Below are 17,720 nucleotides of genomic sequence, written 5' to 3' on the forward strand. Positions count from 1 at the left end.
AATACTTGAAGCCACCTCAAATTCCATACTTGTTCTGAACAGCGGCCTCAAGCTCAGCCTGCGACAAGCCTCCTTGCTGCCAAAAATAGAAAAAATACTCTAATGTTTCTGCAGGGGCGCCAATATCCATAGGATGCAAGACGCATATGGCAGTTCTTATTTTTAAAACGTCTGGCTCGTCCGATTGGTCTCGCCCTTCAATTGCTCGCCATAGGCGTACACGCTCCCCAATAACTTCCTCAGCCGTGGCCTCACCAGTGATGAATCGATTCGCCACAGCTGCTGCTGACTTGGCAACCTCAGGCAATTGTGAAGTCACACTTCCAATAGCCTCAATCATGAATTGCTGAGCTAAAAATTGTTCTGCAGGGTCATCCAAGTCCACCGCAGATGCAATGGCATCAAAAAGTCTACTATTCAACATTTGCATTCAGTTTCGGTGATTGCTCGATGCCTATATCGGGGCCGCTTCTGGCTGATAGCGGAATACCGTAATGACTCATCGCACAAATTGCCTGCTTTCAGAATCTGGAGGCGGTTGGTTTGTCGTCTACCTATGCGGCGGCGTCAGCACGCTGGCGATTGCCTTGGGTAACGTTTCCGGATAATCGCGGCTGAAGTGCAAGCCGCGGCTTTCGCGGCGGGACAGGGCGCTGTTGACGATCATCGAGGCCACGTCGACCAGATTGCGCAATTCCAATAAGTCGTGCGTGATGCGGAAGTTGCGGTAGTACTCGTCGATCTCTTCCTTCAGCAGGGCGATGCGGTGCTGGGCCCGTTCCAGGCGTTTCGTCGTGCGCACGATGCCCACGTAATTCCACATGAAGCGGCGCAGCTCGTCCCAATTGTGGGAAATCACCACTTCCTCATCCGCATCGGTGACGCGGCTTTCATCCCAGTCGGGCAGATACGGCGTACCCAGCTTTTCCTTGCTTTCGATATCCTGCGCGCAGGCGCGGCCGATGACGATGCATTCGAGCAAGGAGTTCGACGCCAGGCGGTTGGCGCCATGCAGACCCGTACACGCCGTCTCGCCGACCGCATACAGGCCCGGCAAGTCGGCGCGGCCGGACAAGTCCGTGACGACGCCGCCACACGTGTAGTGGGCGGCGGGCACGATGGGGATAGGTTGCTTGGTGATGTCGATGCCCAGTTCCAGACAGCGCGCGTAGATGGTCGGGAAGTGTTCGATGAGGAATGCGGCCGGCTTGTGGCTGATGTCCAGATGCACGTAGTCGAGGCCGCGTTTCTTGATCTCGAAGTCGATCGCGCGCGCCACCACGTCGCGCGGCGCCAGTTCGGCCCGCTCGTCGTGGGCCAGCATGAAGCGCGTGCCAGCTGCCGCGCCCGCTTCAGGTGGCAGTTTCAGCAAGCCGCCTTCGCCACGGATGGCTTCGGTGATCAAAAACGATTTCGCGTAAGGGTGGTACAGGCATGTCGGGTGGAACTGGATGAATTCCATGTTCGACACGCGGCAGCCGGCGCGCCAGGCCATGGCGATGCCGTCGCCGCTGGCCGTGTCCGGGTTGGTGGTATATAAATACACCTTGCCGGCGCCGCCCGTGGCCAGCACGGTGTGCTCGGCGGCAAAGGTGTGCACCTTGCCCGTTTGCTCATCCTGCACGTACAGGCCGTGGCAATGGGGCTGGGCGTTGCGCTGCGCGGGCTTCATGCCCAGCTTGTCGGAGGTGATCAGGTCGATCGCGCAATGGTGCTCGAACAGGCTGATGTTCGGGTGGGCGCGCACCTTTTCCTCCAGCGTCACTTGCACGGCGTGCCCGGTGGCGTCGGCAGCGTGGATGATGCGGCGCTGGCTGTGTCCGCCTTCGCGGGTCAGGTGGAAACCCAGCTCGGCCGTGGCGTCGCGTGTAAACGGCACGCCTTGCTCGATCAGCCATTCGATGGCTTCGCGGCCGTGCTCGACGATGTAGCGCGTGGCGCTCTCGTCGCACAGGCCGCCGCCCGCGATCAAGGTGTCTTCGATGTGCTGCTGGTGGCTGTCGCCCGAGTCCAGCACGGCCGCGATCCCGCCTTGCGCCCAGTTGCTGGCGCCATCGAGCAGCGCGCGTTTGGAAATGATCGCGACAGTGCGCGTCTCAGCTAAATGCAGTGCAACCGATAAACCCGCCAGGCCACTGCCGACAATCGCTACATCAAATTTCATGACATTTATCTCTTTTAGGGGAAGCATACTATATGTCATTTCCCCTCATTCGGTAATGTGTTGAGATAAATTCTGCCAGCGAAAGATAGCTGGGGCCGTAGCTTGTGGCGCATCAATATCCTGCTGGAACAGTTCGCCATGATGGCAAGACCGGCAGCAAGCCGCCTTGTGTGCGACTTGCTGCCTTTGCCGCAGGAGGCCCCATGATCCGCATCTTCAGCCATTACGTCTCGAAAACAGCGTTTATCCTGCTGTTGCTGGAAATTATGATCCTGCTGCTGTCGGCTACCCTGACATCCTTGCTGTGGCTGGCAGATGGCAGCCGTCTGGTGCGAGTGAGCGAGGTCTACCTGTCTTCCTCGATCTTTGCCCTGGTCATCGTTTTCAGCATGAGCGCGCTGGGCATGTACCAGCACCGCTCGCGCGAAGACATCCGCAACACCCTGTTGCGCATCTTGCCGTCGTTCGCACTGGGCTTTGCCGTGCTGAGCGTGCTGATTCGTTTTGTCCCTTCCTTGCATTTCGGGCGCGGCAGCGTGCTGATCTTCAGCCTGAGCGCCATTGGCGTGTTGCTGGCGCGCCTCGTGGTGTTCAAATCCTCGCAATCGGCGCTGATGGAAGGCCGGCTGATCCTGGTGGGCGGCGGGGCGCTGGCGCGCGAATGCATGGACCTGGCGGCCAGCAAGATCGGTTTCCACCAGTTTACGGTGGTCGGCTGCATCGATGTGGCTGGCGAGCAATGCTGCGTGCCGGCCTCTGCCTTGCTGCCGGCCGAACCGTCGCTGCTGGCCATGGCCCAGCGCCATGCCGCGCATGAGATCGTCGTGTCCGTCAGCGACCGGCGCAATAGCGCGTTTCCCGCCAAGCAACTGCTGGAATGCGCGCTGGGTGGCGTGAGGGTCATCGATGCGGCCACGTTTTTCGAACGCGAAGCGTGCCAGATCCGCATCGATTCCTTGCAGCCCAGCTATCTGATCTATGGCGGCGGCTTCGACCAGAGTTTTTTCCGCGCCGCCTCGAAGCGCCTGTTCGACCTGGCCGCCAGCGGCGTCATTTGCCTGGCCGCATTGCCCGTGATGCTGGTGACGGCCCTGTGCATCCGCCTGGAAGACGGCGGCCCCGTGTTTTACCAGCAAGAGCGGGTGGGGCGCGACGGCTTGCCCTTCAATGTGCTGAAATTTCGCAGCATGCGTTGCGACGCCGAGCGCGATGGCAAGCCCATTTGGGCGCTGGACAACGATGCGCGCATCACGCGCGTGGGTAAGCTGATCCGCAAGCTGCGCATTGACGAGTTGCCGCAGATGCTCAATGTATTTCGCGGCGAGATGAGTTTCGTGGGACCACGCCCGGAGCGCGCGTATTTTGTCGAGCAATTGAAACAGCAGGTGCCGTACTACAACATTCGTCACAGCATCAAGCCAGGCATCACGGGCCTGGCGCAGGTGCGCTATCAATATGGCGCCTCCGTCGACGATGCCATGAAAAAACTGCAGTACGATTTGTATTATGTGAAAAACAATAGCTTGTTTCTCGACTTGCTGATCTTGCTCGACACGGTGCAGGTGGTGCTGTTTGGCAAGGGCAGCCGATGATACGGGCGCAGTCGGACTGGCTGGCGGCGGCCGACGCGGCGGCCCTCAGCCACGGCCTGGCGTCGCTGGCCTTCTTCGTGCTGGCGCTGCTACTCATCAGCAACTGGCGCGCGCGGCAAAACGTGCGCGCCTTGCTGGTCGCTTGCCTGGCGACGGGCGGCTGGGCCACGGGCACGGTGGTGCTGGTGCTGCTGGGCCAGCGCATCGCGCTGGCCGGCGATGCGCTCGAGTTGCTGCGCACCCTGGCCTGGCTGGTGTTCCTGCTGCTGCTGATCGAACCGTCGCGGCCCCGCTTGCGCCTCGTGCTGGCCGGCATCGCCCTCACGGCGCTGGCACCATGGCTGTTCTCGATGGCCTCATCCTGGCTGGCGCTGCCTTTGCCGGCGCGTTTCATCGCCAGTGTCTGCCGTTTGCTGCTGGCCGTGCTGGGCATGTTGCTGGTGGAACAGTGGTACCGCAACACGCCGCCCCTGAAGCGCTGGGGCATCAAGTTTGCGTGCCTGGGCGTGGGTGGCCTGTTCGCCTACGATTTTTACCTGTACAGCGACGCCTTGCTGTTTCGCACGATTAACGATGACATCTGGGCCGCGCGCGGCATCGTCGACGCGCTGTGCGCGCCGCTGTTGGCCGTCTCGGCCGCGCGCAATCCGGGTTGGGCGCTGGGCCTGTCCGTCTCGCGCCAGATGCTGTACCGCTCGGCCGCCTTGCTGGGTTCGGCCATCTACCTGCTGGCCATGGCGGCCAGCGCCTACTATTTGCGCTATTTCGGCGGTACCTGGGGTTCCTTGATGCAGATGGCTTACCTGGGCGGCGCAGCCTTGCTGCTGGCGGGCGTGCTGTTTTCCGGCAGCTTGCGGGCCAAGCTCAAGGTGACGATCAATAAACATTTTTACAATGCCATCTTCGATTACCGCGAAGAATGGCTGCGTTTTACGCGGGCCTTGTCGGAAGACGGGCCGGCGCTGGGCGAACGCACGATACAGGCCATGGCGCAACTGGTGGAAAGCCGCGCCGGCGCGTTGTGGATCTTGCGCGAACAGGGGCAGTTTGCCCCGGCCGCCAGCTGGAACTGGCCGCCGAGCACGTGGAGCGAGCCGGCGTCTGGTCCCCTGTGCCAGTTCCTGGAGGCAAGACTATGGGTGATCGACGTTCCGGACTGCCAGCAAAACCCGCACCAATACGGCGGCTTGCGCTTGCCCCCGGCGCTGCTGGCCCTGCCCGATGTGTGGCTGCTGGTGCCTTTAATGCTGCATGGCCAGCTGTTCGCTTTTGTCGCGCTGGCGCGGCCCCGCACGCGTATCGGCCTGAACTGGGAAATCCTCGACGTGCTGAAAATTGCCGGCAGCCAGGCCGCCAGCTATCTGGCGCACCGCGAATCGCTCGATACCCTGACGGTGGCGCGTCAGTTCGACTCGTTCAACCGCATGTCCACTTTCATCGTGCACGACTTGAAAAACCTCGTGTTCCAGCTGTCCCTGCTATTGAGCAATGCGCAAAAGCACCGCGCCAATCCCGCCTTCCAGGAAGACATGCTGGGCACGCTGGACCATTCCGTGCAGAAAATGAAGACCTTGCTACAAAAGCTGGCGCGCGGCGAGGCACCGGAAGCGTTGGCGCCGCTGCTGCTCGATGGCTTGCTGCGCCAGGCCGTGGCGGCCAAGGCCAGCCTGGCGCCGGCGCCGTGCCTGGAAATCGTCGATGGCGAGTTGACGGTGCTGGCCAACCGCGCGCGCCTGGAGCGCGTGCTGGGCCACTTGATCCAGAACGCCATCGAGGCGACGGCCAGCGATGGCAAGGTGGCCGTGCGGCTGCGGCGTGTACAGCACACGGCCATCGTTGAGCTCGACGATACAGGGCAGGGCATGAGCGAACAGTTCATCCGCGAGCGCTTGTTCAAACCGTTCGACACGACCAAGACGGCGGGCATGGGCATTGGCGTGTTTGAAAGCCGCGAATATCTGCGCGAAGTGGGCGGCAGCCTGGAAGTGCACAGCGAGCCGCAAGTGGGCACGACGTTTCGCGTGATCCTGCCGCTGCACGCGGCATAGCAAAGGAGTGCCATGGGCAAACAAAAACTGCTGGTCATCGAAGACGATCCCGGCCTGCAAAAGCAGTTGCACTGGAGTTTTGACGGCTACGAAGTCTTGCTGGCGGGCGAGCGCGAGGCGGCGCTGGCGCTGGTGCGGCGCCACCAGCCGGCCGTCGTGACGATGGACCTGGGCTTGCCACCCGATCCGGACGGCGCCACGGAAGGCCTGGCCACCCTGCAGCAAATCCTCGCGCTGGCGCCAGACACGAAAGTCATCATCCTCTCGGGTAACCAGGAGCGGGCACATGCCCTGAAAGCCATTGCGCTGGGCGCCTACGATTTCCATCAGAAACCATTCGACGCCGACATGCTGGGCCTGGTCATCGCCCGCGCGTTCTATTTGCACGCGATGCAGCAGGAAAACCGCCGCATGCTGCAGACGCAGGCGGACTCGCCCCTGGCGGGTATCATCAGCCGCGACCCGGGCATGCTCAAACTGTGCCGCAGCGTGGAAAAAGTGGCGCCCTCGTCGGCCAGCGTGATGCTGCTTGGCGATTCGGGGAGCGGCAAGGAACTGATTGCGCGGGGCTTGCATGCGCTGTCCAGTCGCCACGCCCAGCGTTTCGTTGCCATCAATTGCGCGGCCATCCCCGACAACTTGCTGGAAAGCGAGTTGTTCGGCTATGAGCGGGGGGCGTTTACGGGCGCGGCGCGGCAAACTCTGGGCAAGATTGAACTGGCCCACGGCGGCACCTTCTTTCTCGATGAAATCGGCGACATGCCGATGGCGCTGCAGGCGAAATTGCTGCGCTTCCTGCAGGAGCGAGTTATCGAAAGGGTCGGTGGTCGCACCGAGATCGCCGTCGACGTGCGCATCGTCTGCGCCACGCATCAGGATTTAAAAGTGCTGGCGGAGCAGGGACGTTTCCGCGAAGACCTGTTTTACCGCCTCAGCGAGATCGTCTTGCGCATCCCCCCGCTGCGCGAGCGGGCCGGCGATTGCACCTTGCTGGCGCAGCATTTCAAGAACAAGTTCTGCGCCAGCGAAGGCCGGAGCCACCTGCATTTCAGCGCCGATGCGCTGCAACTGATCGAAAGCTATGGCTGGCCCGGCAATGTGCGGGAGGTGGAAAACTGCATCAGGCGGGCCGTGATCATGTGCGACGGGCCGCAGATCGCCGCCGACGACCTGGGCTTGCCCGCCAGCGCCCAGGCGCCCCAGGATGAACCGCTGAACCTGCGCCAGGCCCGCGAAGGGGCCGAATACAAGGTCATGGTGCGCTCGCTGGCGCGGGCCGACGGCAATATCGCCAAGGCGGCCGAGCTGCTGGGCGTGAGCCGGCCCACCTTGTACGACCTGATGGGACATCACGGCATCAAGTAACCGCGAGATACTGATATGAATTGAATATCAAGTTTGTGTAAGGCGTCGCACATACGCTGGCGCCGCTATGGCGCATCCTTGTTTCATCTACAACAAGGAGGCGCCATGAATGCGATCAGTTTATTAATGCAGGACCACAAGGCCGTCAAAGCCTTGTTTGCCCAATATGAAGGCTTGAGCGACCGCTCATTCGCCACCAAGAAAAAACTGGCCGACCAGATATGCCAGGAATTGACCGTGCACACGCAGCTGGAAGAGGAAATCTTCTACCCGGCCGTGCGCCGGCCCATCCACGATGGCGACTTGATGGATGAAGCCCTCGTTGAGCACGCGAGCGCCAAGGAACTCATCGCGCAGCTCGAAGCGATGGATCCCGCCGACGACCTGTTCGACGCCAAGGTCAAGGTGCTGTCCGAGCAGATCGAACACCACGTCAAGGAAGAAGAGGGCGACATGTTTCCCAAAGTGCGCCATACGGCCGTCGATCTCGACGCGCTGGGCCGGGAAATGGCCGCGCGCAAGGAACAGCTGACGGGTGTGGCCGCCTGACCGGTTTAAAAAATCAACAACCAAGGGAGTATTCCATGCAAGCTACACAATTGTCCGTATCGGACCTGAACAATCCGGGCGTGTCCTGGGGCGCTGTGCTGGCGGGCGCCGCCGCTGCGGCCGCCTTGTCCTTCATCCTGCTGATCCTCGGCGTGGGCCTGGGCCTGTCGTCCGTGTCGCCGTGGTCGTTCAACGCCGCGGCCATCGGTGTGTCGACGATCGCCTGGCTGGCTTTCATGCAACTGGCCGCCTCCGGCATCGGCGGCTACATGGCAGGCCGTCTGCGCGTGAAATGGAGTGCCATCCACACGGATGAAGTGCACTTCCGCGATACGGCGCACGGCTTGCTGGCCTGGGCCGTAGCGACCCTGATCACCGTGGCCGTACTGGCCGGCGGCACGCGCGCCGTGCTGAGCGGCGCCATCGATGCGGGCAGCGGCGTGGCGGCGGTAGTTGGCCCGGCTGCAGCGGCAGGTGCCGGGGCTGCCGGCGCCAAGGCGGGCGAGGGCGGCAGCAGTGCCAATCCGCTCGACTATTTCTCGGACATGCTGCTGCGCGCCGCGCCGGCTCCGGCAGCGCCCTCGGCCAATGTCAGCGTCGCCGACCAGCGCGTGGAAATCGGCAAGATCTTCGCCACGGGCATTTCCACGGGCAGCCTGGCCGCCGATGACCGGGCCTACCTGGGCCAGGTCGTGGCCAGCCGCACGGGCTTGACGCAGGCTGAAGCGGAAGCGCGAGTCGACGCCGTCTACGCTCGCGCCGCCAAGGCCGCCGCCGATGCCAAGGCTCATGCCCAGCAAGCGGCCGAAGCGGCCCGCAAGGCTGGTGCCCACACTGCGCTGTGGATGTTCGTCGCCTTGCTGCTGGGCGCTTTCGTGGCCAGCCTGGCGGCAACATTTGGCGGCCGCCAGCGCGACCACGAGCGCGTGCTGCGCCACGTGACCATTTAAATCATCCATTTCAATCTAGGAGAGTGCCATGCGTTCCATCCTCTTGCTGCTGCTGGGCATTCCATTGCCCATCGTCATACTGATCGCCCTGTTCGTACATTAACAAGGCAAACATGAGAACCGGCGCCCGCTACAAGTTGGGCGCCGGTTTTTGCGTGAAAGCGGCCGCATGTGTAAGATGGCGCCATCTTTCCACCGAGACTATCCATGAATGTGACCGCTTTCCGTCCCTTGCTGAAAACCGCCGCCATCGCTGCCTTTGCCTGCACGGTGCTGGCCTCGTGTTCCACCCTGATCGGCCCGCGCGACGTGAATGTGTCGCTAAGCAAGATGCAGCAAGGCCTGGAGCGCCGCTTTCCCATCGACAAGCGCGTATTGTCCGTGCTGGACGTCAAGCTGACCCATCCGCAGCTGTCGCTGCAGCCCGAGCGCGAAAGAGTCGCCCTCAGCGTGGACGCCAGCGTTCTGCCGCCCTTCATCCGCCAGACCTGGCGCGGCAGCCTGGCCATGTCGGGCCGCCTGGTGCTGGACGCCCAGCGCAACGCCGTCTACCTGAGCGAAGCGAGCGTGGACAAGGTGACCATCGACGGCATGGATGAAGCCCAGCAGCGCCAGTTCGCCAAGGTCGCCAGCCTGGTGGCCGACCAGCTCATGCATGAAACGCCGATCTACACCTTCAAGCCCGACGAACTGCGCTATGCGGGCGTGCAATTCGTGCCGACGCAGATCAGGACTACCGGCAATGGGCTGACGGTGACGTTTGAGCCGGTGAAGTAGGCTAGGCCTCGAACGCGGGCGCGCCGAATTGCGTTGCCGTGTTATTGCGCGGCGTCGCCTCTTCATGGAACAGGTCAGCCAGGTACTCGCACAGCGCGTCTGCTTGAATATCGTCCGGAATAATGAAATCGGCGGGCCTGCGCTTGCCTTCCGCACCGAGATAGAAGGCGCGCCAGGCGCCCTGACTCTCCCGGACGCCAATCAGCGTGCCGAAAATATTGAATCTGAATTCCTGCATCAAACTTCTCCAGTCAAGAGCCAGGCAAAAATATGTGGCGAGCGATAGGTATGGCTATTGCTAGATGGTAACATTTGCTGATCATCGGCGCGGGCTTGAGGCGTGCTTCAGCGAACATATCGGATCACCGGAGTTGTTCAACCGTCATTGTTGCCCCGCAGGCTGGCCGACTATAATCCAGCCTCTCATGCCTGGACACAGCATGTTCACCAACATGAAGTTAAAACAATTAAAGGAATCTTCGTGAAACGTTCACTTATCAGCGCCGCCTGCTGCGCCTTGTTCGCCTTATCCTCATCATCGCTGTACGCTCAGCAAGGCGCTACCGCCGCCGCTCCCGTCTCCGGCATCGACCTGAAAACCCTGGACCCGGCCATCAGCCCAAAGGATGATTTCTACGGCTACGTCAACGGCGTCTGGACCCGCAATACGGAAATTCCGGCCGACAAATCTGTCTGGGGCACCTATATCGAATTGCGTGAAATCGCGCAGGGCCAGTTGCGCGGCCTGATCGATGCCACCGTCAAGAATCCTGGCAAGCCTGGCAGCGAAGCGCACAAGATCGCCGACCTGTACACGAGCTTCATGAACGACAAGGCGCGCAATGCGGCCGGCTTCAAGCCTCTGCGCGCCGAACTGGCCCGCGTCGCCGCCGTCAAAGACAAGAAAGACTTGCCGGTGCTGTTAGCCTACCTGCAAGGCAATGGCATCGTCACGCCGTTTTCCGCCTATGTGGCGCCCGATGCGCAAGACCCCGAGCGCTACACGGTCAACATCAGCCAGTCCGGCCTGGGCTTGCCTGACCGCGATTACTACCTGAAGGAGGACGACGCCAAGCTGCAAGCCGTGCGCGCCAAATACCTCAAGCATATCGAAACCATGCTGGCCATGAGCGGCGACCAGGCCGCTGCCGCACACGCGGCGCAAATTCTCGATGTCGAAACGCGCTTGGCGGTCGTGCAGTGGACGCGCGTGCAGATGCGCGACCCTGTCAAGTCCTACAACCGCGTCGATTTCGACAAATTCGCGGCACTGGCGCCGGCCTTCGACTGGAACGCCTACTTTACCGCCGCCGGCCTGGCGCCGAAGGCAGCGTCGGCCGTGGTGCGCCAGCCCAGCTTCATCACAGGTTTTTCCGAAACCTTGGCTGCCGTGCCGCTGGAATCCTGGAAGAGCTATCTGAACTGGCGCATCATCGAAAGCTATGCCTCTTACCTGGACAGCGCCAGCGTCAAGGAGCGTTTCGCCTTCGACGGCACGGTGCTGCGCGGCGTGCCGCAAAGCGAACCGCAGTGGCAGCTGGCGCTGCGCTTCACGGATGGCGCCATCAGCGATGCCATCGGCAAGCGCTACGTGGAAATGTATCTGCCGCCGGAAACCCGGCCCCGCGTGATGGCCATGTTCGACAATTTCGTCGCCTCGTTCAAAGATGGCATCGAGCAGCTCGACTGGATGGGTCCGGAAACCAAGAAGGAAGCCCAGCTCAAGCTGGCAGCCTTGAAGCCGAAGATCGCGTATCCCGATACCTGGCGCGACTACAGCAGCATGCAGACGCGGCCGAACGACTTGATCGCCAACGTGCGCGCCTCGCGCGTGTGGAGCCGCCAGCAAAACCTGGCCAAGCTGGGCAAACCTGTCGACCGCGACGAATGGTCGATGACGCCGCAAACCGTCAACGCCAGTTACAGCCCGGCCCTCAACGCGATCACGATTCCGGCCGCCATCCTGCAGCCGCCATTCTTCAACGTGAAAGCGGAAGATGCCGTCAATTACGGCTTGCTGGGCATCACTTTTGGCCATGAAATCAGCCATGCCTTCGACGATTCCGGCAGTCAATATGATGCCAAGGGCCGCTTGCGCAACTGGTGGACGGCAGAAGACCGCACGGCCTTCAAGGCGCTGGCCGCCGGTCTCGTCAAGCAATACGGCGCCTACAGTCCCGTGCCTGGCTACCACATCAATGGCGAGCTGACCCTGGGTGAAAACATCGGCGACAATTCCGGCCTGTCTATCACCTACAAGGCTTACCAGCGTTCCTTGAACGGCAAGCCGTCGCCCGTGCTCGACGGCCTGACGGGCGAACAGCGCCTGTACATCGGCTTTGCGCAGAAATGGCGCGCAAAATTGCGTCCCGAAGCGGCGATCGCGCAGATCAAGAGCGACCCGCATTCGCCGGGCGAATTCCGCGCCAAAGGTACGGTGAAGAACCAGCCCGGTTTCTACGAAGCGTTCGGCATCAAGCCGGGCGACCCGATGTATCTGCCGCCCGAACAGCGCGTGATCATGTGGTAAGGGCAACCACGCCGGGGACTATTCCTTGGCGTGGTTGAGCGTGTACCTGGGCAGTTCGAGCGTCAGGTCTTGGTGGCTCACTCTTGCCTGGCAGGACAGGCGCGAGTGGGGCTGCAAGCCCCAGGCCTGGTCGAGCATGTCTTCTTCATTGTCGCCCAGTGCATTGAGCGTATCGAAACCCTGCACCACGACCACGTGGCAGGTGGAACAGGCGCCGACCTGGCCGCAGGCGTGTTCCATGTCTATCTGATTGAGCAGCAATGCGTCGCAAATGCTCGTGTTTTCCGGCGCGTCAAACACAGCGCCTTCGGGGGCCAGCTCGGGATGGGGTAACACAGTGATTGTTGGCATACGATAATCTCCTTGAGTATCGCTACCTTGAACCTTCCCGCCTGGATAAGGTCAAGCGCAATGTTGCGCCTGACGGGGATTTCCTGCCCTTACATCTTCGATGCCGGATGTTCCGCGAGCGGGACAAACTGGCCGGTAGACTCGTCGAGCGCATCGAGCGAGCCATTTTCGATGTCATATACCCAGCCATGCAGGGTCAGGCGTTTTTGCGTGATGGCCAGGGCCACCGAGGGGTGAGTGCGGATGTTGTTGAGTTGGGCCACGACATTGGCGCGTACCATGCCGTCGATGCGCTCCTGTTCCGTGGCGTGCTCGATGGATTCATTGATCATGCGCGCCGCATCCGCATGCCGCAGCCAGTTCTTGACCGCCGGCATGTGTTCGAGACAGGTGCAGGTGGCGATGGCTTTCATCGCCCCGCAATCGGAATGGCCGCAAATGACGATGTCCGTCACATTCAAGGCCGCGACGGCAAATTCGACGGACGCGCTCACGCCCCCGGGTTCCGGGCCAAACGAAGGCACGATGTTGCCCGCGTTGCGGATCACGAACAGTTCGCCAGGTTCGCGCTGCGTCACCAGTTCCGGCACCATCCGGCTGTCGGAGCAGGAAATGAACAAGGCCTTGGGCGTCTGTCCCGTGGCCAGTGTCTTGAACAACTCTCGGCGTTCAGGGAAGACTTCTTTTTGGAAACGTAGAAATCCGGCAATGATGTCGCGCATAAATAAAAGAAAAGAGTGGTGTGAGCCGGTATTATCGCCGATCTTGGCGCGGCTGGCTTGCCGGCTGGCCGGTTTAGGGGACCGCAATGCAACGCTCGATATGCTTGAGCAATTGCAGGAACACGCGTTTATCCGCCACGTGATTCATCGTGTCGCTCGTAAAGACATCGCTGGCGGCAGCCGCCACGGCACTGCGGGCCTGCGTACAGGCGGCATGCAGTTGCGCGCGGTCAAGCTCAAGCAGGGCCGTATCGATGGCTTCGTGCGTGAAATCGAAGGCATCCATGCCGCAACAGCCGGCGGCGCAATGGGTTTCCAGGCGGCAGAGCAGCGGCCATAGCCCGTCCAGGTGCTCGTCGATGCCGACGGCTTGCGCATAGCGCTCCCCGATATCGATGTACTCGATCCATACGCCTTCGGCGATCTGGATATCGTATTGATGGTCGCGTTCCGTCATTTTTCCTTTCCCCCATGCGCAGTGACTGTCTGATAGAGGCGCCATCGTACCGCAAGCGCCACGGCAGTTGGCACACCATCCGGCAAAGCATGAAAAAAACCGCCCGAAGGCGGTTTTCTGTGTGCACTGCGTTGCCGCTTACTTCTTGTCAGGCAAGGCGTATGCCAGCACGTAGTCGCCACGGTCCGGCGACTGGCGCGCGCCGCCGGCGCTGACGACGATGTATTGCTTGCCCGTTTTCGGCGAGACATACGTCATCGGGCCGGACTGGCTGCCCACGGGCAGGCGCTGTTTCCAGATTTCCTTGCCGGTGGCGCTGTCAAAGGCGCGCAGGTAGAAATCCTGGGTGCCGGCAAAGAACAGCAAGCCGGACTGCGTCGACATCGACGCGCCCAGGGTAGGCATGCCGATGGGAATCGGCATTTTCATGCGGATGCCCATTGGACCCGTATCCTGCACGGTGCCGACCGGTACCTGCCACACGAGCTTGCGGGTTTTCAGGTCGATGGCCGACATGGTGCCGAACGGCGGCTTCTGGCAGGGAATGCCCGCTTTCGACAGGAAACGTTCGCGCATGGCGCCGAACGGCGTGCCTTCCTGCGGCACGACGCCCATCTCGATGCCGCTGGCACCCTTCGGAATGGCGGCGCGCGGGATCATGTAGTTGGCCAGGCCCAAACGCATGTCGTTGACAAACATGTAGTTGGTGGTCGGGTCGACGGAAACGCTGCCCCAGTTCATGCCGCCCAGCGAGCCGGGAAATTGCAGCGAACGGTCGAGGCCTGGCGGCGTGTAGACGCCTTCGTGGCGTATGCCCTTGAATTCGATGCGGCACAGTAACTGGTCAAACACGGTGCCGCCCCACATGTCGGACTCGTGCAAGGTGGCGTTGCCGATCGACGGCATGCCGACGGAGAACGGCTGCGTCGGTGAATAGCGCTCGCCAGGCACGTTGCCTTGCGGTACCGCACGCTCTTCTACGGCCGCGATGGGCTGGCCAGTCACGCGGTTGATGAGGAAGATTTCGCCTTGTTTCGTCACTTGCGCCAGCGCGGGCAGGGTGCCGCCCTTGCCGTCGGGAATGTCATACAGCAGCGGCTGGGCCGGCAAGTCGAAGTCCCACAGGTCGTGGTGGGTGGTCTGGAAAGTCCAGCGTACCTTGCCCGTTTTCGCGTTGACGGCAACGATGGACGAGCTGTACTTGTCGTCCAGAGCCGTGCGCGTGCCGCCGAAAAAGTCGGGCGTGGCATTGCCGGTCGGCAGGTAGATGGTGTCCAGTTGGGCGTCGTACGACATGGCCGACCAGACGTTCGGCGTGCCGCGCGTGTAGGTCTGGCCTTCCGGCGGCAATTTCGTGATGGCAGGGTTGCCCGGATCCCAGGCCCACGCCAGTTCGCCGCTGCGCACGTCAAACGCGCGCACCACGCCCGGCGGCTCGCCGGTGGAGAAATTGTCGGCCACACGGCCGCCGACGACGACCAGATCGCCCGCGATCAGCGGCGTCGACGTTTGCTGGTAGTAGCCGGGCTTGACTTCGCCCATGCCCACCTTCAAGTCGACAATGCCACGCTCGCCAAAATCGGCGCAAGGCTCACCCGTTGCCGCGTCGAGCGCGATCAGGCGCGCATCGATGGTCGGCAGCAAGATGCGCTTGCGGCAGGCGGCCGGGGCGGCAACGTTGGCGGCGCTGGCCGGCAGCGGCTGCGCGGCGGGCGCTTCATGGTAGCCCAGGCCGCGGCAGCGCTGCCAGTTTGGCGCGGCGCCTTTCGGGTCATATTTCCAGCGCTGGGCGCCCGTATCGACGTCCAGCGCCACGACCTTGCCGTAGGCCGTGCAGACGTACAGGGTGTCGCCCACTTGCAGCGGCGTGTTCTGGTCTTCCGCTCCGGAACCATTGCTTTGCGGGATGTCGCCCGTGTGCGCCGTCCAGGCCAGCTTCAGCTGGCCGACGTTGCCCTTGTTGATCTGGTCCAGGGCAGCGAAGCGGTTGCCGGCCGTGGTGTTACCCCAGTGCAGCCAGTTTTTCTGCTGCGCGCCAGGGGCGACCGGCGTCACGCCCGCCACGACATCGGCTTCGATGACGGACTTGGGCAAGAAGAAATTGACGCCCGTGATGGCCAGGCAGATGGCGATCAGGCCCGCCAGCGCGAAGGCGCTCTTGCCCGCCGGCACACCGGTTGCGCGGCGCAGGCCGGGATAGGCGAGGGCGACGAGCAGGGCCAGCACGCCAAAGACGAACAGGCGCGACACCAGCGGCCAGAAGTTCCAGCCCGCGTCTATGGGTGCCCAGATCAGGGCAACGATAAAGGCGGCACCGAACAGCAGGGCGCCGGCCGGCTTGCTGCGCCAGACGAGTATGCCAGAGACGAACGTGGCGATGCCCATCGGCAGGTAAAACCAGCTGCCGCCCAGGTACGCCAGGTACGCTCCGCCGATGGCGAGGAATAGGCCGGACAAGATGAGCAGCACGGCTGGCAGGTAGCGCAGCGGCGAGGCTGTTTGACTCCGCGTTGCGGATGTAGATGAACTGGAAGGGTTCACGATGATTCCTTTTATTGTTGACCGGGCGGCCAGGCGCCGCCCGGTGATGCTGAATGACCAAGACTCGGTTCCCCCGTTCGGGCGAGGGCAAACGCACGCCCGCTGGCGGGATGCTCAGCCCGAGTTTGGCGTGGTGGACTTGCTGTCGAGATTGGCGATGATGCGGCTGAGCATGTCCAGCAAGGCGTGCTCTTCCTCGGCGCTGAAACCGGCGAGGGCTTCCCGGTTGCTGGCATGAATCGCTTCCTTGATCAGGGGCGACTGCTGTAATGCGGCCGGGGTAAGGCCGAACAGGCTGCTGCGTCCATCGCTGGGATCGGGTTGGCGGCTGACCAGACCGTCACGTTCCATGCGCGCCAGGGTAGCCGCCATGGTCGGCTGCTCGACGGCAGCGGCGACGGTCAGTGCTTTCTGCGTCTGCTGCGCGCCATTTGCCAGTTCGTAAAACACGGGTAACTGGCCCGGCGCCATGGCGATCAGCTTGAGCTTGCGCTCGATGATCCTGGCAAACAGGCGTGCAGCCCGGCTGGTCATGTGGCCTGCGGACTGCTCTTTCTGGAAGTTGATCACGAACATCCCCGGTGAAAACAATATAGCATGCTATCATGATTTTGATGATCATAGCTGGCTATGTATTTTTCCAGGTGTCCGGAAACGCAAAAACCGCCCGAAGGCGGTTTTTTATGTGGCAACGAACGCTGCAGGCGTCTAGATAAAGTAGATCAGCGCGATCACGCCCACGACCAGCGCCACGCGGGTGAGCTGGTACGCCGTCTTGTTCCACGCCTTGAAGCGGCGGCGGTACTGGCCCATGGTCCAGGAAATCTGGAACAGTTTGCTCACGCCGCCCACCTGGTCGCCCAGTTCGTTGGGCGAGGCGGCGGCCGTCATCAGGGTGCGGCCCAGCCAGCGGTTCAAGCCTTGCGCCCAACGGTAGCGCATCGGGCGTTCGATGTCGCAGAACAGGATGATGCGGTCGCTGTCGGCATCGTTGCGCGCCCAGTGGATATACGTCTCATCGAACATCACGGCCTGGCCGTCGCGCCAGCTGTGGCGTTCGCCATCGACGTCGATGAAGCAGCGGTCGTCGTTCGGCGTCTGCAAGCCCAGGTGGTAGCGCAGGGAGCCAGCGAACGGGTCGCGGTGCGGGTTGAGCTTGCCGCCTTGTGGCAATTCCGCGAACATGGCTGCCTTGATCGAGGGAATCGATTGCAGCAAGGCATAGGTTTGCGGGCACATCTGCTGCGCCGACGGGTGATTCGCGTCATACCATTTCAGGTAGAAACGCTTCCAGCCATACTTGAAGAAGGAATTGAAGCCCACGTCATTGTTCTTTTCAGCCGCCTTGATCTTTTTCATTTCCTGCATGCGCAGCGCTTCATCGCGAATGATTTGCCAGTTCTGCTGCAGCGGCGCCAGTTCCGGAAATTGATCGACGGAAAGATAGGGCGTGGCCGGCACCTTGGAAAAGGTGTGCATGAACAGGTTCAGCGGCGCCATGAACGAGGAGTGATCGAAGATCTGGCGGCGAAACGGCAGGCGCACCTTGCCACGAAAATGAATATGTAAAACAGAAAACACAAATATGCCCAGCAAGGCCCACTTCATATACAACCTCGTTTTTTAAGAATGGGGCAATTATAACCAGTTAATGCCACCGCCACCCCGTGCCAC

At 61.8% G+C, this 17,720-nt stretch carries 16 protein-coding genes; 7 read left to right on the forward strand and 9 right to left on the reverse strand.

Annotation, left to right across the window (positions count from 1 at the left end):
- Window positions 1–16 precede the first annotated feature (16 nt).
- The gene (locus tag ACQ4WY_RS00310; protein ID WP_436502310.1) at window positions 17–430 is read right to left on the reverse strand and encodes a hypothetical protein; all 414 of its coding nucleotides are present in this window, start codon (window positions 428–430) and stop codon (window positions 17–19) included.
- Window positions 431–550: 120 nt separating this feature from the next.
- Window positions 551–2,164, reverse strand: coding sequence for an L-aspartate oxidase (gene nadB, locus ACQ4WY_RS00315; RefSeq protein ID WP_436502311.1), 1,614 nt, complete (start codon window positions 2,162–2,164; stop codon window positions 551–553).
- Window positions 2,165–2,367: 203 nt separating this feature from the next.
- Here nadB and ACQ4WY_RS00320 point away from each other — a divergent pair, with 203 nt between their 5' ends.
- From ACQ4WY_RS00320 to ACQ4WY_RS00345, 6 genes are all read left to right on the forward strand, one after another.
- The gene (locus ACQ4WY_RS00320) at window positions 2,368–3,756 is read left to right on the forward strand and encodes a TIGR03013 family XrtA/PEP-CTERM system glycosyltransferase (protein WP_436502312.1); all 1,389 of its coding nucleotides are present in this window, start codon (window positions 2,368–2,370) and stop codon (window positions 3,754–3,756) included.
- Window positions 3,753–5,804 (forward strand): XrtA/PEP-CTERM system histidine kinase PrsK, encoded by a 2,052-nt coding sequence (prsK, locus tag ACQ4WY_RS00325; protein WP_436502313.1) that lies wholly within the window; start codon window positions 3,753–3,755, stop codon window positions 5,802–5,804. Before ACQ4WY_RS00320 ends, prsK begins: the two co-directional genes overlap by 4 nt.
- Before the next feature lie 12 nt (window positions 5,805–5,816).
- Window positions 5,817–7,169 carry a PEP-CTERM-box response regulator transcription factor gene (gene prsR / locus ACQ4WY_RS00330; RefSeq protein ID WP_436502314.1) on the forward strand — a complete coding sequence of 451 codons (1,353 nt, stop codon included), beginning with the start codon at window positions 5,817–5,819 and terminating at the stop codon, window positions 7,167–7,169.
- 105 nt (window positions 7,170–7,274) lie between these two features.
- Complete coding sequence (locus tag ACQ4WY_RS00335; protein WP_436502315.1) at window positions 7,275–7,718, forward strand: hemerythrin domain-containing protein; 444 nt, start codon at window positions 7,275–7,277, stop codon at window positions 7,716–7,718.
- A 35-nt stretch (window positions 7,719–7,753) separates the two neighbouring features.
- Window positions 7,754–8,668: a hypothetical protein gene (locus ACQ4WY_RS00340; protein WP_436502316.1), complete on the forward strand. Its 915-nt coding sequence runs from the start codon at window positions 7,754–7,756 to the stop codon at window positions 8,666–8,668.
- 207 nt (window positions 8,669–8,875) lie between these two features.
- Window positions 8,876–9,445, forward strand: a complete 570-nt coding sequence (locus ACQ4WY_RS00345; RefSeq protein WP_436502317.1) for a DUF1439 domain-containing protein — start codon at window positions 8,876–8,878, stop codon at window positions 9,443–9,445.
- A gap of 1 nt (window position 9,446) precedes the next feature.
- On the opposite strand, the gene ACQ4WY_RS00350 is transcribed toward ACQ4WY_RS00345, so the two are convergent.
- Complete coding sequence (locus ACQ4WY_RS00350) at window positions 9,447–9,683, reverse strand: DUF7661 family protein (protein WP_436502318.1); 237 nt, start codon at window positions 9,681–9,683, stop codon at window positions 9,447–9,449.
- 243 nt (window positions 9,684–9,926) lie between these two features.
- Between ACQ4WY_RS00350 and ACQ4WY_RS00355 the strand changes: the two genes are divergently transcribed.
- Window positions 9,927–11,975, forward strand: coding sequence for a M13 family metallopeptidase (locus ACQ4WY_RS00355; RefSeq protein WP_436502319.1), 2,049 nt, complete (start codon window positions 9,927–9,929; stop codon window positions 11,973–11,975).
- An 18-nt stretch (window positions 11,976–11,993) separates the two neighbouring features.
- Here the strand turns inward: ACQ4WY_RS00355 and fdx are convergent, their stop codons facing one another.
- From fdx to lpxO, 6 genes are all read right to left on the reverse strand, one after another.
- Window positions 11,994–12,326, reverse strand: a complete 333-nt coding sequence (gene fdx / locus ACQ4WY_RS00360) for an ISC system 2Fe-2S type ferredoxin (protein WP_436502320.1) — start codon at window positions 12,324–12,326, stop codon at window positions 11,994–11,996.
- Between the two features lie 89 nt (window positions 12,327–12,415).
- On the reverse strand, window positions 12,416–13,048 hold the full coding sequence (locus ACQ4WY_RS00365) for a carbonic anhydrase (protein ID WP_436502321.1): 633 nt from the start codon (window positions 13,046–13,048) through the stop codon (window positions 12,416–12,418).
- Between the two features lie 73 nt (window positions 13,049–13,121).
- Window positions 13,122–13,505 (reverse strand): DUF6331 family protein, encoded by a 384-nt coding sequence (locus tag ACQ4WY_RS00370; RefSeq protein WP_436502322.1) that lies wholly within the window; start codon window positions 13,503–13,505, stop codon window positions 13,122–13,124.
- A gap of 138 nt (window positions 13,506–13,643) precedes the next feature.
- A complete protein-coding gene (locus tag ACQ4WY_RS00375) occupies window positions 13,644–15,974 on the reverse strand; it encodes a glucose/quinate/shikimate family membrane-bound PQQ-dependent dehydrogenase (protein ID WP_436504368.1) in 2,331 nt (776 codons plus the stop codon).
- Between the two features lie 186 nt (window positions 15,975–16,160).
- A complete protein-coding gene (locus ACQ4WY_RS00380) occupies window positions 16,161–16,580 on the reverse strand; it encodes a MarR family winged helix-turn-helix transcriptional regulator (protein ID WP_353657311.1) in 420 nt (139 codons plus the stop codon).
- A 174-nt stretch (window positions 16,581–16,754) separates the two neighbouring features.
- Window positions 16,755–17,654 carry a lipid A hydroxylase LpxO gene (gene lpxO / locus ACQ4WY_RS00385; RefSeq protein WP_219137087.1) on the reverse strand — a complete coding sequence of 300 codons (900 nt, stop codon included), beginning with the start codon at window positions 17,652–17,654 and terminating at the stop codon, window positions 16,755–16,757.
- Window positions 17,655–17,720: the final 66 nt, after the last annotated feature.

Origin of the sequence: Janthinobacterium salmonicoloratum (assembly GCF_051380845.1) — a bacterium.
Taxonomy (GTDB): domain Bacteria; phylum Pseudomonadota; class Gammaproteobacteria; order Burkholderiales; family Burkholderiaceae_D; genus Janthinobacterium; species Janthinobacterium lividum_F.

Coding starts and splice junctions, on each gene's coding strand:
- ACQ4WY_RS00310 (WP_436502310.1), bottom strand. CDS start 430: ATGCAAATGTTGAATAGTAGACTTTTTGATGCCATTGCATCTGCGGTG.
- nadB (WP_436502311.1), bottom strand. CDS start 2,164: ATGAAATTTGATGTAGCGATTGTCGGCAGTGGCCTGGCGGGTTTATCG.
- ACQ4WY_RS00320 (WP_436502312.1), top strand. CDS start 2,368: ATGATCCGCATCTTCAGCCATTACGTCTCGAAAACAGCGTTTATCCTG.
- prsK (WP_436502313.1), top strand. CDS start 3,753: ATGATACGGGCGCAGTCGGACTGGCTGGCGGCGGCCGACGCGGCGGCC.
- prsR (WP_436502314.1), top strand. CDS start 5,817: ATGGGCAAACAAAAACTGCTGGTCATCGAAGACGATCCCGGCCTGCAA.
- ACQ4WY_RS00335 (WP_436502315.1), top strand. CDS start 7,275: ATGAATGCGATCAGTTTATTAATGCAGGACCACAAGGCCGTCAAAGCC.
- ACQ4WY_RS00340 (WP_436502316.1), top strand. CDS start 7,754: ATGCAAGCTACACAATTGTCCGTATCGGACCTGAACAATCCGGGCGTG.
- ACQ4WY_RS00345 (WP_436502317.1), top strand. CDS start 8,876: ATGAATGTGACCGCTTTCCGTCCCTTGCTGAAAACCGCCGCCATCGCT.
- ACQ4WY_RS00350 (WP_436502318.1), bottom strand. CDS start 9,683: ATGCAGGAATTCAGATTCAATATTTTCGGCACGCTGATTGGCGTCCGG.
- fdx (WP_436502320.1), bottom strand. CDS start 12,326: ATGCCAACAATCACTGTGTTACCCCATCCCGAGCTGGCCCCCGAAGGC.
- ACQ4WY_RS00365 (WP_436502321.1), bottom strand. CDS start 13,048: ATGCGCGACATCATTGCCGGATTTCTACGTTTCCAAAAAGAAGTCTTC.
- ACQ4WY_RS00370 (WP_436502322.1), bottom strand. CDS start 13,505: ATGACGGAACGCGACCATCAATACGATATCCAGATCGCCGAAGGCGTA.
- ACQ4WY_RS00380 (WP_353657311.1), bottom strand. CDS start 16,580: ATGACCAGCCGGGCTGCACGCCTGTTTGCCAGGATCATCGAGCGCAAG.
- lpxO (WP_219137087.1), bottom strand. CDS start 17,654: ATGAAGTGGGCCTTGCTGGGCATATTTGTGTTTTCTGTTTTACATATT.